The following is a 16,766-nucleotide window of genomic DNA, read 5'->3' as shown; positions in this document are numbered from 1 at the left end:
GGCGTCGCTCATGAGTACCCCGGACTACCGAGTCCTGCTGAAGAACTCGCTCCTCAAGATCGAGGCGTTGGAGGCGCGGCTCGCCAGGCAGGAGGCCGCGAAGGCGGAGCCGATCGCCATCGTGGGCATGGCGTGCCGCTTCCCGGGGGAGGCCCGTGCTCCGGACGCGCTGTGGCGCATGCTCCGGGACGGTGTGGACGCGGTCCGCAAGATTCCCGCCGAGCGCTGGCCCGCGGATGTGATTCCAGGCGAGAACCCGGCGGTGCGCTGGGCCGGGCTCCTCGACTCGGTGGATGGATTCGATGCGTCCTTCTTCGAGGTCTCTCCGCGCGAGGCCGCGAGCCTCGACCCCCAGCAGCGCCTCCTGCTGGAGGTGACATGGGAGGCGCTGGAGGACGCGGGCGTGCGCCCCGAGCGGCTCGCGAAGAGCCTGACGGGCGTCTTCCTCGGCCTGAGCAGCACGGATTACCGCCAGCGGGTCAACGCCAAGGGCGTCGATGGCGTCGAGGGCTACGACCTGACCGGCACGCTGCTCTCCACGGCGGCCGGCCGGCTCTCGTACGTCTTCGGCTTCCAGGGGCCCTGCCTGTCCATCGACACGGCGTGCTCCTCGTCGCTGGTCGCGGTGCATGAGGCCGTCCAGAGCCTCCGGCGCGGCGAGAGCGAGGTCGCGCTGGCGGGTGGCGCCAACCTCATCCTCGACCCGATGAACTCGGCCATGCTGGGCCGGATGCAGGCGCTCTCGCCGGATGGCCGCTGCAAGACCTTCGATGCGGCGGCCAACGGCTTCGTGCGCGGCGAGGGCTGCGGTCTCGTGGTCCTCAAGCGGCTCTCGGACGCCGAGCGCGATGGCGACCGGATCTGGGCGCTCATCCGGGGCTCGGCCATCAACCAGGATGGCCGCTCGTCGGGGCTGACGGCACCCAACGTGCTCGCCCAGCAGGCCCTCCTGCGGCAGGCGCTCGCGGATGCGAAGGTGGCCGCCCCGGACATCGGCTACGTCGAGGCACACGGCACCGGGACGTCCCTGGGCGACCCCATCGAGTTCGAGGCGCTCCGGGAGGTGCTGGGGCAGCCGCGGCCGGACGGGTCCACCTGTGCCATCGGCGCGCTGAAGACGAACCTGGGCCACCTGGAGGCGGCCTCGGGCGTGGCGGGCCTCATCAAGGCGGTGCTCGTGCTGCGGCACGAGGTGATTCCGCGCAACCTGAACTTCCGCTCCATCAACCCGCGCATCTCGCTGAGTGGGACATCGTTCGTGCTCCCGGCCCAGGAGCTGCCCTGGCCTCGCGGGGCGAAGCCCCGGCGCGCCGGGGTGAGCGCGTTCGGCCTGAGTGGGACCAACGCGCATGTCGTGCTGGAGGAGGCACCCTCGCCCTCGCGCCCGGCGGCGAGCCCGGTGCCGCACCCGGCGGTCCTCCTGCCGTTGTCCGCCAGGAGCCCCTCCGCGCTTCGGGAGCAGGCGAGGCGCTGGGTCGAGCACCTGTCGGCCGGCACGGCGGACTCGCTCGGGGACCTCGTCTACACGGCCAGCGTGCGCCGCGGCCACCATCCGCACCGGCTGGCGGTGGTGGGGCGCTCGAAGGAGGAACTCTCCAGCCAGCTCCAGGGCTTCCTCGCGCGGGAGCCGCAAGCCTCCGAGCCGCGGGAGGACCCGGGGCAGGCCCGGAAGGTCGTCTTCGTGTTTCCCGGCCAGGGTGGACAGTGGCAGGGCATGGGCCGGCGGCTCCTGGAGGAGGAGCGCGTCTTCCGCGAGGTCATCGAGGCGTGTGAGCGGGCGATGCGGCCCCACCTGGAGGGCTCCATCCTGGAGGTGCTGCGCGGCGAGGGGCCCCGGGCGAGCCTCGAGGAGGTGGACGTCATCCAGCCCGCGGTGTTCGCGATGCAGGTGGGGCTCGCGGCGCTCTGGCGCTCGTGGGGCGTGGAGCCCCAGGCGGTGGTGGGCCACAGCATGGGCGAGGTGGCCGCGGCCCACGTGGCCGGCGCGCTGAGCCTCGAGGACGCGGCGCGCATCATCTGCGTGCGCAGCAGGCTGGTGAAGCGCGCGAGCGGGCAGGGCGGGATGGCGGTGGTGGAGCTCTCGGCCGACGAGGCGCGCGAGGCGCTGCGCGGCTACGAGGGACGGCTCGCCGTCGGAGCGGTGAACGGGCCGCGCTCCCAGGTGCTGTCGGGAGACCGGGCGGCCCTGGCCGAGGTGCTGGCACGGCTGGAGAAGGCGGGCGTCTTCTGCCGCTGGGTGAAGGTGGACTACGCCTCGCACAGCCCTCAGATGGAGCCGCTGCGCGCCGAGCTGCTGCGGCTGCTGGCGGACGTGCGGCCGGAGCGCGAGCGGGTGCCGCTCTACTCGACGGTGACGGGGCGGCGGAACGAGGAGCCGCTGACCGCGGAGTACTGGGAGCGCAACCTGCGCGAGCCGGTGCGCTTCTGGGATGCGATTGAGCGGCTGGGCGCCGAGGGTCACGAGACCTTCCTGGAGCTCAACGCCCATCCCGTGCTCCTGCCCGCCATCGAGGAGGGACTGCGCGAGCGGTGCGGCTCGCTCGCCGTGCTGCCGTCGCTGCGCCGGGAGGAGGGTGGGCGGGAGCGGCTGCTCACCACGCTGGGGGCGCTCTACACCGCGGGCCACACGATGGACTGGGCGCGGCTCCACCCCGAGGGTGGACGCGTCGTCACGCTCCCCGCCTATCCGTGGCAGCGCGAGCGCTTCTGGCTGGAGGCTTCCGCCGCGCCCGTCTCGCGGCGTGGTGGCCACCGCGTGAAGGGCTCGGCCGAGCATCCGCTGCTGGGGGCCCACGTGGCGCTCAGCCACCAGCCGGGCACGCACGTCTGGCAGAGCGACCTGGGTGTCGCGGACGTCGGATGGACCACGGACCACCGCGTCCAGGATGCCGTCGTCCTTCCGGGGACGGCGTGGGTGGACATCGCGCTCGCGGCGGCGCGGCAGGCCCTGGGTGAGGGACGGTATGCGCTCTCGCGGCTGGTCTGTGTCCAGCCCGTGTTCCTTCCGGATGAGGGGACCCGCCGCCTCCAGGTGGTGATGACCGAGCGGTCTCCGGGGGCCGCCGACTTCCAGTGCTTCGCCCTGGACACCCACGCGGCCGCACCCGCCTGGGTGCCGGTCGCCGAGGGCGCCATCCAGCGCGTGTCCGGTGAGGCCACCGAGTCCCTCCCGCCCTCCGACGTCATCCAGGCGCGCTGCCCGCGCATCATCGAGGGCGCAGAGCACGTCCAGGGCATGGCGGAGCGCGGACTGCACTATGGCCCGGCGTTCCAGGGGCTCCAGCGGCTCTGGCTGGGAGAGCGCGAGGCCTACGCGCACCTCCGGCTGCCCGAGTCCCTGGCCGGCCATGCGGGGGAGCACGTCGTCCATCCGGCCTTCCTCGATGCCTGCTTCCAACTCCTGATGGCCTTCCTGCCCGCGGGCGTCACGTACGTGGGCCGGGGCGTGGAGGCGGCGCGCTTCGACCGCCCGGTTCCGGCCGAGGTGTGGGCGCACCTGATGCTCCGCGACGGAGAGGGGGCCACCTTCAGCGGGGACCTCACGCTGCGGGACGCGGAGGGCCGGCGGGTGGCGGTCATCTCGGGCGTCCAGGTCAGCCGCCTGCCGGGAGCGGGCTGGCGCGCCTCGCGCGCGGAGCTCGCCGAGTGGATCTACCAGGTGGACTGGGAGCCTCGGGCCCTGCCGGACTCGCTCGCGTGGCCGGAGAAATCGCCGGGGACGTGGCTGCTTCTGGCCGACAAGCGGGGCGCGGCTCGCGGGCTTCGCGCCCTGCTGGAGGCTCGTGGTGAGTCCTGCGTGGTGGTGTCGCCGGGCTCGGTTTACCGGGCTGTCGAGCCGGGCCACTACGAGGTGGACCCGCGCAACGCCGAGCACCTGCGCCGGCTGCTGGGGGACGCGCTGCCTCCGGGGGCGCCTCCGTGCCGGGGCGTGGTGCACCTGTGGAGCCTCGACAGTGCCTCGAACGAGGCGCTCACTCCCGCGGCCCTGGAGGAGGCACGGCGGCTGGGGACGACGGGCGTGATGCACCTCGTGCAGGCGCTCGCGCGCGCGGGCTGGCGGGATGCGCCGCGGCTCTGGCTCGTCACGCAGGGGGCCCGCTCCGTGGGCCCGCGGCAGGAGCGGGTGAACGTGGCGCAGGCGCCGCTGTGGGGCCTCGGGCAGGTCATCGCCATGGAGCACCCCGAGCTGCGGTGCACCCGGGTGGACTTCCAGCTCGACGCGGAGGTGGACACCGAGGCGCTCATCCGGGAGCTCTCGTCCCTCTCTCCCGAGGACCAGGTCGCCTGGCGCGGCGGCGTGCGGCAGGTGGCCCGGTTCGTTCGCGCGGCGGAGGCGCTGGAGCCGCGGGAGCTGACGGAGCGCGTCTTCGCCGACGGCACCTACCTCATCACCGGCGGACTCGGGGGACTGGGTCTCCAGGTCGCGAGCTGGCTCGTCGCGCAGGGGGCGCGGTACCTCCTCCTCCTGGGGCGCGGCGCTCCCTCCGAGGAGGCGGAGCGCGCGCTGGGCGAGCTGCGCCAGGCGGGCGCCCGTGTGGAGGTCCTCCGTGCGGATGTCTCGGTGCCGGACGACGTGGCGCGCGCGCTGGCGGTGGTGGACGCGGGCATGCCGCCGCTCCGGGGCGTCATCCACGCGGCCGGCCTCCTCGATGACGGTGTGCTGCTCAACCTCACCGAGGAGCGCTTCGCGACGGTGATGGCCCCCAAGGTCCAGGGCGCCTGGAACCTGCATGTGGCCACGCGGCAGCGCCCGCTGGACTTCTTCGTGCTCTTCTCCAGCGCGGCGGCCCTGCTGGGCTCTCCGGGCCAGGGGAACTACGCCGCGGCCAACGCCTTCCTGGACGCGCTGGCCCATGCCCGGCGGGCGGAGGGGCTGCCCGGGCTGAGCATCGCCTGGGGCGCGTGGACCGGCACCGGCCTCGCGGCGCGGGCGAACCCGCGGAAGCGCATCGAGGCGCGAGGCCTGCGCGGGATGGCTCCCGACAAGGCGCTCGCGGCGCTCGGCATGCTGCTCGGGCAGGGCCGGCCGCAGGTGGGCGTGGTGTCGCTCGACCTGCGGCAGTGGATGGAGTTCTACCTGTCCGCGGCGCAGTCGCCGTTCTTCACGCGTCTGGTGCAACAGCAGGCCGCCCCGCGCGAGGGTGAGGCCGGGCGGGGCCGTTTCCGCGAGAGGCTCGAGCAAGCCGGGGCGGCCGAGCGGCAGGCCCTCCTGGAGCAGCACCTGCGCGAGCAGCTCGCCGCGGTGCTGCGGATGGACCCGGAGCGGCTGGGACCGCGCGTCGCGCTGGGGAGCCTGGGGCTCGACTCGCTGATGGGGATGGAGATCCGCAACCGGCTGGAGGCCTCGCTGGGCCTGAAGCTGAGCGCGACGCTGGTGTGGGCCTACCCGACCCTCGCCGCGCTCGTCACGTTCCTCTCGGAGCGGTTGGGGCTCTCGCTCTCCGAGCAGGCTCCCCGCGCCGAGGAGGCCCCGGTACAGGCCCCCGCTCCCGCGCCCCAGGCGGCGCGCACGAGCGCCGCGGTGAGCAGCGAGATTGAAGACATGTCGGAAGAGGAAGTCGAGCGGCTGCTCGCCCAGAGGATGGCGCAGGGAAAATGACGACTTTCGCTGAGAAGATCGCGCAGTACTCGCCCAAGCGGCTGGCGCTGCTGGCGCTGGAGCTCAAGTCCAAGCTCGATGCGCTGGAGGGCGCGCGCGCGGAGCCGGTGGCCATCATCGGCATGGCGTGCCGCTTCCCGGGCGGTGCCACCAACCCGGAGTCGTTCTGGCGCCTGCTGCACGACGGCGTGGACGCCGTCACCGAGGTCCCTCCGTCCCGGTGGACCCAGGAGGAGGCGGCCCGGCTCGGCCCCGAGGCACTGGACAAGCCCGGGGCGCGGTGGGGCGCGTTCCTCGACGAGGTGGACCGCTTCGACGCGGAGTTCTTCGGCATCTCGCCGCGCGAGGCGCACCGCATGGACCCGCAGCAGCGGCTCCTGCTCGAGGTGGCCTGGGAGGCCCTGGAGAGCGCCGGGCAGGATGCCTCGAAGCTCGCGGGCAGCCGCACGGGCGTCTTCGCGGGCGTCTACAACGACGACTACGCCAGGCTCGAGCTGGGCACCCCCTCCGACCAGGACGCCAGCAGCGTGACGGGCACCATCAACAGCGTGGTGGCCGGGCGGCTCTCGTACCTGCTGGACCTCCAGGGGCCGTGCATGGTGATTGACACCGCGTGCTCGTCCTCGCTGGTGGCGCTGCACCTTGCCTGCCAGAGCCTCCGGGATGGGGAGTGCTCGCTCGCGCTCGCGGGCGGCGTCAACCTCATCCTCTCGCCGCACTCCTCGCTCCGGGTGGCGCGGGGGGATGCGCTCGCGCCGGACGGGCGCTGCAAGACCTTCGACGCGCGCGCCAACGGCTTCGTCCGGGGCGAGGGCTGTGGCGTGGTCGTCCTCAAGCGCCTGTCCGATGCCATCGCGGCGGGTGACCCCATCCTGGCGCTCCTGCGCGGCTCGGCCGTCAACCAGGACGGCAAGTCGGCGGGCCTGACCGCGCCCAACATGGTCGCGCAGAAGGACCTCCTCCGGCAGGCGCTGCGGAGCGCGGGGCTGGAGCCGGCGGACGTCGACTGCATCGAGGCGCATGGGACGGGCACCTCGCTCGGGGACCCCATCGAGATGGAGGCCATCAAGGAGGTCTATGGCCGGGGCCGCCCGGAGCAGCGGCCTCTCGTCGTGAGCGCGGCGAAGACGAACATCGGCCACCTGGAGGCGGCGGCGGGCATCGCGGGCGTCATCAAGGCGGTCCTCTCCCTGCGGCACCGGACGATTCCCCCCCTCCTGCACCTCCAGCGGGTCAACCCCCGCATCGACCTGGAGGGCACGCCCATCGTCCTGCCGACGGCGCTCCAGTCCTGGCCGGCGACGGACCGGGCGCGCCGCATCGCCGTCAGCTCGTTCGGCGCCAGCGGCACCAACGCGCACGTGATTCTCGAGGAGCCGCCCGCGGCCCCCGCGCGGCAGGTGGCCTCCGCGCCCGGCGCACAGCTGTTGCCCCTGTCCGCCCGCACCCCCGCCGCGCTCCAGGCGATGGCCGGGCGCTTCGCGGACTTCCTCTCCGCGTCTCCCGAGGCGCCGCTCCAGGACATCTGCCGCACGGCCGCGCTGCGGCGCACGCACCACGAGCACCGGCTCGCCGTCGTGGGTGGGTCCGCGGCGGAGCTGGCGGAGAAGCTCCGGGAGGCCGCCAGCGGGCCGGCGCCGGCGCGCAAGGGCACGGGGCCCCGGAAGGTCGTGTTCGTGTTCCCCGGCCAGGGCTCCCAGTGGCTCGGCATGGGGCGGCGCCTCCTGGAGGAGGAGCCCGTCTTCCGTGAGGCGCTGGAGCGCATTGACGCGGCCCTGCGGCCCCATGTGGCGTGGCGGCTGCCGGAGGTGCTGCGCGCCTCGCCCGAGCAGTCCCGGCTGGGGGAGATCGACGTCGTGCAGCCGGTGCTGTTCGCCATGGAGGTGGCGCTCGCCGAGCTGTGGCGCTCCTGGGGCATCACCCCGGACGCGGTGGTGGGGCACAGCATGGGCGAGGTGGCCGCGGCGCACGTGGCCGGCGCGCTGAGCCTGGAGGACGCGGCGGCCATCATCTGCCGCCGCAGCCAGCTGATGCGGCGGCTCAGCGGCCAGGGCGCGATGCTCTCGGTGGAGCTGCCCCTGGCGGAGGCGCGAGCCGTCATCGCCGGGCACGAGGCGCGCGTGGCCATCGCGGTCAGCAACAGCCCCACCTCCACGGTGCTGGCGGGAGACCCCTCGGTGCTGGAGGAGGTCCGGGCCACCCTCGAGGCGCGCAACGTGTTCTGCCGCTGGGTGAAGGTGGACGTCGCCTCGCACAGCCCCCAGGTGGACTGCCTGCGCGAGGAGCTGCTCGCCGCGCTCTCGGCGGTGCGGCCGCGGCCCACGTCCACCCCGATGCTCTCCACCGTCACCGCGTCCGCCTGTGACGGCACGAGCCTGGATGCGGCGTACTGGGTGCGCAACCTGCGCGAGCCCGTGCTGTTCTCCTCGTCCGTGGCCCGGCTCATCGAGGGCGGACACACGGTCTTCGTGGAGCTGAGCCCGCATCCCATCCTGCTGCCCGCCATCGAGCGCTGCATGCAGCACGCGGGCCGCGAGGTCCTCCTGCTCGCCTCGCTGCGCCGCGAGGAGGCCGAGCGCGCGGTGATGCTGGAGTCTCTCGGCGCGCTGTACCGCGCGGAGCACCCGGTGGACTGGGCGCGCCTCTTCCCGGAGGGCGGACAGGTCGTTCCCCTGCCGCCGTACCCGTGGCAGCGCAAGCGGTACTGGCTCGATGGCGCGGTGCTGCCGGTGCCTTCCACGGCCGAGCGCTTGACGTCACTGAAGGGCCGGCCGGTGAGCGTGGCGCAGGGGCTCGGCGGTCACGTCTTCGAGCTGGAGCTGGGCAGCACGTCCCTGCCGTGGCTCGGCGCGCACCGCCTGGGTGGCGTGGCCGTGCTCCCGGCCTCGGCGCTGGTGGAGCTGGTGCTGAGCGCCGCGGCGGAGGTCTCCGGCTCCGGGCCGCGAACGCTGACGGACGTGGAGTTCGAGCGCGCGATGGTGCTGCCCGAGGCGCGGCGCCGCATCGTGCAGGTGCACCTCTCGCCGGCTTCCGGTGGGCAGCAGGTCTTTCATGTCCACAGCCGCCCGGGTGGCGCGACGCGCGAGCCCCAGTGGGTGCTGCACGCTCGCGGCAACGTGCGGCTCGCGGAGGCTCCCCCCGGCGCCCGGGTATCCGTGGAGGCGGTGCAAGCGGGTTGCACGCAGCGGGTGCCGTCCACGGCCATCTACGACGCGCTCGCCCGGCGCAACGTCCAGTACGAGCCGCCGCTGCGGACGATGGGCGAGGTCTTCCGGCGGCCGGGTGAGGCGCTCGGGCGCATCACGCTCGGCGCGGAGACCGTCCAGGAGGCGGAGCGCTACCAGTTCCACCCGGCCCTGCTCGACGCGGCGTTGCAGACCCTGGCGTCCGCCGTCATGGAGGAGGGGGATGGGGCCGCGCTGTTCATGCCCGTGCGCATCGACGTGATTGAGTGCGCGGCGGGTCGCTCCCAGGTGCAGTGGGCCCACGCGTCCGTCGACTCCACCGGCGGTGTGGAGGCCCCGGTGGGCGCGCTGGAGCTCCTGGATGGCGGCGGTGCCACGGTGGCCGCGGCGCGCGGTGTGCGGCTGAGGCGCGTCCCGGCCGAGCGCGTCCTCGAAGCGCTGGGCGCGGGGACCGGGGAGGGCGCTCGGGACTGGCTCTACGACGTGGCCTGGGAGACCCGGCCCGCCTCCAAGGCCAACCCCGGGGCGGCGGACTGGCTGGTGTTCCTCGACCGGAGCGGATTCGGGACGGCGCTCGTGGAGGAGATTGCCCGCCGGGGAGAGGCGTGTGTCACCGTGACGGCGGGGAGCGCGTACCAGCGCCTGGATGAGCGGCGCTTCGTGGTGGACCCGGCGCGGCCCGAGGACTTCGCGCGTCTCCTGCGCGAGGCGCCTGTCTCGGCGGCGCGGAGCCAGCGGGCCGTCTATCTGTGGGGGCTCGACGCGGCCGGCGAGGAGGTGCTGTCGACAGAGGCCTCCGCGGGGGCGCTGCACCTCATCCAGGGCGTCCTGGGAGAGCGCGGGCGGGCGCGGGTGTGGATGGTGACGCGGGGCGCCCAGGTGACTGGCGCGGCGGGCGAGAAGGTCTCGCTGGCCCAGGCGTCGCTCTGGGGCTTCGGCCGCGTGGTGTCCCTGGAGCAGCCGGACCTGTGGGGCGGGCTCATCGACCTGGAGCCGGGCGGCGCGCCAGGAGAGGCGGCGGCGTTGCTCCAGGAGCTCGCCGCGTCCGAGGTGGACGGGGAGGATCAGCTCGCGCTGCGGAAGGAGCGGCGCCTCGTGCCCCGCCTCGTCCCTGCCCGGTCCCAGCAGGCGGTGGAGCCGCCGCGGCTGCGCCCGGACGCGTCCTACCTCGTGACGGGTGGGCTCGGCGGGCTGGGCCTGAAGGTGGCGCGGTGGCTGGTGGAGCGGGGCGCCCGGCACCTCGTGCTGCTGGGCCGGCGCGCGCTCTCCGCCGGGGGCGCCGAGTCGGCCAGGCGGGAGGAGGCCATCGAAGCCCTCCGTGTGCTCGGGGCGACCGTCACCCCGCTGGCCGCCGACGTGGCGGACCGGCCCCAGATGGAGGCGCTCCTGCGCGAGGCGACCTCCACGCATCCCCTGCGCGGCGTCATCCACGCGGCCTCGCTCATGAGCCCGCACCGCCTGGAGGTCATGGACCTGCCTGCGCTGACGGCGATGCTGCGCCCCAAGGCGCTCGGAGCCTGGGTGCTCCACGAGCTGACGCGCGGTCTCGACCTGGACTTCTTCGTGATGTTCTCGTCGACCTCGGCCCTGTGGGGTGCCTCTGGCCTGGCGCACTACGCGGCCGCCAACCAGGTGCTCGAAGCGCTCGCGCACCACCGCCACGCGGCGGGGCTGCCCGCCACCACCATCCACTGGGGCACGTGGGACGAGGTGGCCGGCGCGCGCGCGGAGGGAGAGCAGGGATTCGAGCGCTTTGGCTTGAAGCCGATGCGCTCGGAGCAGGCACTCGACGCCATGGGGCGGGTGATGCAGGCGGGCGTGCTGATCCAGACCGTGGCCTCCGTGGACTGGTCGGCGTTGAAGCCCATCTGGGAGGCGCGGCGGCGCAGACCCTTCCTCCAGCAGGTGGGCGCACCCGCGCCGGCGGTGGGCGCCTCCGCGCGGGCGCAGGTGCTCACGGAGCTGGGGGCCCTGCCTCCCGCCCGCCGCTTCGACGCGCTGCTGCGGCATCTCCAGCGCGAGGTGGGGCGCATCCTCGGGTTTCCGCCGGCGGAGCTGCCGCCCACCGACCGCGGCTTCTTCCAGATGGGGATGACGTCGCTGATGACCGTGGAGCTGCGCAACGTGCTCCAGCGCGGCTTCGGCAAGGAGCTCCCCGCGAGCCTTGCCTTCGACTACCCCACGGTGGAGGCCCTGGCGAAGCGCCTGGCCGGGCTCGCGGAGACGCTGGAGATTCCGCTGCCCACCGAGGCGGTGGCGGCGCCACAGGTGCGGGCCGCGCCCACGGATGAGAGCGGGCTGTCCGAGCGCCTGTCGCGCATGGACCAGATGTCCGACGACGAAATCGAACGGCTGATCGCAGAGAAGATCGCCGGGAACCAGAACTGAATCGAGCGCCGCGACCATGAGCCGAGAGTTCTACGAGAAGATTTCGAGCCTGCCTCCGAAGAGGCTCGCGCTGTTGGCCCTGGAGCTGAACACCGAGAACGAGGCGCTCAAGCGCACGCGCTCGGAGCCCATCGCCATCGTGGGCACCTCCTGCCGCCTGCCCGGCGGCGTCGAGACCCCCGAGGCCTTCTGGCGGCTGCTGTCCAACGGTGTCGACGCCATCCGCGAGGTGCCGCGAGAGCGCTGGGACGCGGACGCGCTGTTCGACCCCGAGCCGGGCAGGCCCGGCAAGACGTATGCGCGCTGGGGAGGCTTCATCGACGGCATCGAGCGCTTCGATGCGGGCTTCTTCGGGATTTCTCCCCGCGAGGCCTCGCGCATGGACCCCCAGCACCGCATGCTGTTGGAGCTGGCGTGGGAGGCGTTGGAGCGCGCCGGGCAGCCCGCGGATCAGCTCGTCGGGAGCCGCACGGGCGTGTTCCTGGGCGTCATCGGGAGCGACTACGCGCGACTCCAATCGGAGCAGCTCGCGGGCTCGCTGGACATCTACCACCTGACGGGCACCTGCCTGAACGCGGCCGCCGGGCGGCTCTCCTATGCGCTCGGCCTGCAAGGCCCGAGCATGGCCATCGACACGGCCTGCTCGTCCTCGCTCGTGGCGCTCCATACGGCCTGCCAGAGCCTGCGCAACCGCGAGTGCGACCTGGCGCTCGCCGCGGGCGTCAACCTGATGCTCTCGCCGGAGGGCGCCATCGCGCTCTCCAGCAGCCGGGGGCTCGCCCCTGACGGGCGGTGCAAGACATTCGACGAGGCGGCCGATGGCTTCGTGCGCGCCGAGGGCGTGGCCGTCGCCGTCCTCAAGCGGCTCTCTCAGGCGCAGGCCGACGGAGACGAAATCCTCGCGCTCATCGCGGGCTCGGCGGTGAACCAGGATGGCGCCAGCAGCGGCCTGATGGTGCCCAACGGCCCGGCGCAGGAGCTGGTCATCCGGCAGGCGCTGGCGAACGCGGGGCTCACGCCTTCGCAGATTTCCTACATCGAGGCGCACGGCACGGGCACCTCGCTGGGAGACCCCATCGAGCTCCAGGCACTGGCCCACGTGTTTGGCGAGGGGCGCACGGCGGAGTCGCCGCTCGTGGTGGGCGCGGTGAAGACGAACATCGGCCACCTGGAGGCCACGGCCGGGCTCGCCGGCATCCTCAAGGTGGTGCTCGCGCTTCGCAATGAGGCCATCCCGCCCAACCTGCACTTCAAGCGCCTCAACCCGAACATCGCCATCGGCGACGCGCCGGTCGTCGTCCCCACCGAGCCGCGGCCCTGGCTTCGTGGCGAGCGTCCGCGGTTCGCGGGGGTGAGCGCGTTCGGTCTGAGCGGCACCAACGCGCACATCATCCTGCAGGAGGCGCCGCCTCCGCCCCAGGAGGCCCCCGCCTCCGTGAGGGGAGCGGAACTGCTGGTGCTCTCGGCGCGGAGCCCCGAGGCCCTCCGGGCCATGGCGGAGCGCCATGCGGCCTGGTTGACCGAGCACCCGGAGGTCTCGTTGCGCGACCTCTGCGCCACGGCGGCGCTGCGGCGCGCGCACCATGAGCACCGGCTGGCCATCGTGGGCCGGACCCACGCCGAGCTCGCGGAGAAGCTGAGTGCCTTCGCGCGGGGTGAGCCAGTCCCGGGAGGGGCCGTGGGCCGCAAGGCCGGTGGTGCCCGCCGCCGGGTCGTCTTCGTGTTCCCCGGTCAGGGCTCGCAGTGGCTCGGGATGGGCCGGCGCCTGCTGGAGGAGGAGCCGGCGTTCCGCGCCGCGATGGAGCGGTGCGCGGAGGCCATCCGGGCCGAGGCGGGCTTCAACGTCCTGGAGGTGCTCGCGGCGGACGCGGAGCGCTCGCGCCTGGGGGAGATCGACGTCATCCAGCCGGTGCTCTTCGCCATGGAGGTGGCCCTGGCGGAGCTGTGGCGCGCGTGGGGCATCGAGCCCGACGCGGTGGTGGGCCACAGCATGGGCGAGGTGGCCGCGGCGCACGTGGCCGGCGCGCTGAGCCTGGAGGACGCGGCGGCCATCATCTGCCGCCGCAGCCGGCTGCTGCGCACCGTGAGTGGCCGGGGAGCCATGGTCATGGTGGACCTCACGCTGGAGGAGGCGAAGGAGGCCCTGCGCGGCTTCGAGGACCGCGTCTCCGTCGCGGTGAGCAACGGGGTGCGCTCGACGGTGCTCTCCGGTGACCCGGCCGCGCTCGAGGAGGTGACGGGCCGTCTCAAGGCCCGGGAGGTCTTCTTCCGCCCGGTGAAGGTGGACGTCGCCTCGCACAGCCCCCAGATGGATCCGCTGCGGCCGGAGCTGCTCGCGGCGCTCCAGGGCATCAAGCCCCGCGCGGCGAGCATCTCCATGTGCTCGACGGTGACCGGCAAGCTGGCGGATGGCGCGTCGTTCGACGCCCGCTACTGGGTCGACAACCTGCGCGAGCCGGTGCTGTTCTCCACCGCCATCGAGCGGCTCTCGACCGAGGGGCACGACCTCTTCATCGAGCTGAGCCCGCATCCCATCCTCCTGCCGGCGGTGGAGCAGCACCTGCGCCACCTGGGCCGCGAGGGCGCCGCCATCCCGTCGCTCCGGAGAGAGGAGGACGAGCGGGGCTCGATGCTGTCCGCGCTCGGGGCGCTCCACGTCACGGGACACAAGGTGGACCTGCGCCGCCAGCACCCGACGCGGAGCCGCCCGGTGGCCCTGCCCACCTACCCGTGGCAGCGCGAGCACTTCTGGATAGAGGCCCCGGCCCGCGCGCGCCGCGCCCGGGAGGCGGGGCGCCACCCGCTGCTCGGTGCCCACGTGGCGCTGGCGGCGCAGCCCGGCACCCACCTCTGGCAGACGGAGCTGGCCGCGGACAGCCCGGCCTATCTCGCGGACCACCTCGTGCACGGCGACGTCGTGCTGCCCGGCGCGGCGTACCTGGAGATGGCGGTGGCCGGGGCGGTGGAGGCACTGGGGCCGAAGCGCTGGGCGCTCGATGACGTGTCCTTCCAGGCGCTGATGACGCTGCCTCGGGAGGACCTGCTCCCGGTGCAGCTGAGCATCGCCCCCGACGCCGAGGGAGCCTCGCGGTTCCAGATCTTCAGCCGCGCCCCGGCGGGCGGGAGCTGGACGCTGCATGCCGAGGGACGGCTGCGCTCCGATGACGGCGAGCCGGGTGCCTTCTCGCTGGAGGAGGCGCGGGGCCGGTGCACGGAGCGTGTGGAGGGGGAGGCGCACTACCAGGTGATGCAGGAGCGCGGCGTCGACTTCGGCCCGAGCTTCCGCGTGCTGAAGGAGCTGTGGCGCACGGGCGGGGAGGCCATCGCGCGCTTCGAGCTGCCGCCCTCGGTCGCCGCGGAGCTGGCGGCCCATCAGGTCCACCCGGTGCTCCTGGACGCGTGCTTCCAGGTCATCAACGGGGCGGCGCTGGGCGAGGCGCGGGGCGAGACGTTCGTGCCGGTGGCGCTCGACAGCCTCCGCGTCCACGGGCGGCCGGGCCGCTCGCTGTGGGGACACGGCGTCATCCGGCGCGGCGCGAGCGGCGGGGAGGGCACGCTCGAGGGCGAGGTGACCCTGCTCGACGCAGAGGGCCGCGTCCTCGTGGAGGCCCGGGGCCTCGTCTGCCGGCGCCTGCGGGCCACGCGGCGGCGCTCCGCGGATGAGATTGATGGCTGGATGTACGAGGTCGACTGGCAGCAGGCTCCGCGGACGGAGGCCGCGCCCGGCAGGAGCTCCACGCCCGGGACGTGGCTCCTGCTCGGTGATCGCCAGGGCTTCGGACGCAAGGTGCGGGCGGCGCTCCAGGCGCGCGGTGAGTCCTGCGTCGTCGTCTCTCACGGGGAGGCGTATCGCCGTGTCGAGCCCGGGCTCCATGAAGTGGACCCCCTGCGGCCCGAGGGCTTCACGCAGCTCCTGAAGAGCGAGTTCGGCCCCGGCATGCCCGCCTGCCGGGGCGTGGTGCACCTCTTCAGCCTCGATGCGCCCAGGCCGGACGAGCGGCCCGAGGCGCTGGAGGAGGCGCACCGGCTCGGCGTCCAGAGCGCGCTGCACCTCGTCCAGGCGATGGTGCAGGCGAGCTTCCGCGACGTGCCCAGGCTGTGGCTGGTGACGGGCGGCGTCCACGCCGTCAATGCCGGGGACCGGGTGTCGCGTGTCGAGCAGGCGCCCCTGTGGGGCTTCGGGCGGGTGCTCTCGGTGGAGCACTCCGAGCTGAGCTGCACCAACGTGGACCTCGGAGCCCGGGATGAGGCGGAGGCCGCCTCGCTCGTCGAGGAGCTTCTGGCGCAGACGCCGGAGGATCAGCTCGCGCTGCGCGGCGGGGAGCGGTTCGTGGCACGGCTCGCGCGCATGGAGCGCGAGGCGGCCCCACCGGCCGAGCTTCGCCCGGATGGCACCTACCTCATCACCGGAGGTCTCGGCGGCCTGGGCCTGAAGCTCGCGGAGTGGCTCGCCGCCCGGGGGGCGCGCTCCCTCGCGCTCGCCGGGCGCGGCGGGGCCTCGGCGGAGGCACGGCAGGTCATCGAGAAGCTCCAGGACTCCGGTGTCCAGGTCCAGGTGTGCAGGGCCGACGTGGCGGTGCGCTCGGACGTGGAGCGGGTCCTCGCGGAGCTCGCGGGTGGGCCGCCGCTCCGGGGCGTCTTCCACGCGGCGGCCGTCCTCGATGACGGCTTCCTGGTGAACCTCACCGCCGAGCGCTTCCACAAGGTGATGGCGCCCAAGGTCCACGGCGCGTGGAACCTGCATGCGCTGACGGCCGGGATGCCGCTCGACCTCTTCGTGCTCTTCTCGGCGGCCGGTGCGCTGATGGGCTCGCCGGGGCAGGGCAACTACGCGGCGTCCAACACCTTCCTCGACTCGCTGGCGGCGTACCGGCGCGGCCTGGGGCTGCCGGCGCTGAGCATCAACTGGGGCGCCTGGGGCGAGGTGGGTCTGGCGGCCGCGTCCGCCAACCGGGGCGACCGCATGGCCATGCGCGGTATCGCCAGCATGCCGCCGGCCCAGGCACTGGAGGCCCTGGGACGGCTGCTGGGCAGCCCCCGCTCCCGCGTGGCGGTGATGCGCTTCGACCTGCGGCAGTGGCGCGAGTTCTACCTGACGGCCTCGCAGTCGCCGTTCGTCTCGCGGCTCTCGGTGGAGCAGGCCGCGCCGGCGGCCACCCGGGCGGCCCCGGGCGCCTTCGTGGAGAAGCTCAAGGCGGCGGAGCGGGGTGAGCAGCCGCGGCTCCTCGACGCCCACCTGCGTGAGCAGATCGGCCAGGTGCTGCGGTTGCCGCCGACGAAGATCGACCCCCAGGTGTCGCTGGGCAGCCTGGGCCTGGACTCGCTGATGGGCCTGGAGATCCGCAACCGGCTGGAGGCGAGCCTGGGGCTGCGGCTGCAGGCGACGCTCCTTTGGCGCCATCCCACCGTGGAGGGCCTCGTCGGCTACCTGGCCGAGCGGCTGCAACTCTCCCCCGCGCCCAAGGTCGAGCAGCCCCGGAACGAGGAGGCGGCCCTGGAGGCCGCCATCGTCAACAACGTCAAGCAGCTCTCGGATGAAGAGGCCGAGGCGCTCCTCGCGGAGAAGCTCGCCGCGTTCAACGAAGAGAACTGAC

Annotated in this window: 3 protein-coding genes; all 3 read left to right on the top strand. The window is 73.8% G+C overall.

Annotation, left to right across the window (positions count from 1 at the left end; all coding sequences use genetic code 11):
* Nucleotides 1-10 precede the first annotated feature (10 nt).
* From K8638_RS41120 to K8638_RS41110, 3 genes are read left to right on the top strand one after another with little or no spacing between them, the layout of a single operon-like run.
* Nucleotides 11-5,599: a type I polyketide synthase gene (locus tag K8638_RS41120; protein ID WP_223760240.1), complete on the top strand. Its 5,589-nt coding sequence runs from the start codon at nt 11-13 to the stop codon at nt 5,597-5,599.
* The gene (locus K8638_RS41115; protein WP_223760239.1) at nt 5,596-11,172 is read left to right on the top strand and encodes a type I polyketide synthase; all 5,577 of its coding nucleotides are present in this window, start codon (nt 5,596-5,598) and stop codon (nt 11,170-11,172) included. The genes K8638_RS41120 and K8638_RS41115 overlap by 4 nt, the downstream gene beginning before the upstream one ends.
* A 16-nt stretch (nt 11,173-11,188) precedes the next feature.
* Entirely contained in the window at nt 11,189-16,765 is a 5,577-nt protein-coding gene (locus K8638_RS41110) for a type I polyketide synthase (protein WP_223760238.1), read from the top strand.
* Nucleotide 16,766 lies beyond the last annotated feature (1 nt).

Origin of the sequence: Myxococcus sp. RHSTA-1-4 (assembly GCF_020037125.1) — a bacterium.
GTDB lineage: Bacteria > Myxococcota > Myxococcia > Myxococcales > Myxococcaceae > Myxococcus.
This window is presented reverse-complemented; position numbering and strand designations above follow the sequence as displayed.

Coding starts and splice junctions, on each gene's coding strand:
- K8638_RS41110 (WP_223760238.1), top strand. CDS start 11,189: ATGAGCCGAGAGTTCTACGAGAAGATTTCGAGCCTGCCTCCGAAGAGG.
- K8638_RS41120 (WP_223760240.1), top strand. CDS start 11: ATGAGTACCCCGGACTACCGAGTCCTGCTGAAGAACTCGCTCCTCAAG.
- K8638_RS41115 (WP_223760239.1), top strand. CDS start 5,596: ATGACGACTTTCGCTGAGAAGATCGCGCAGTACTCGCCCAAGCGGCTG.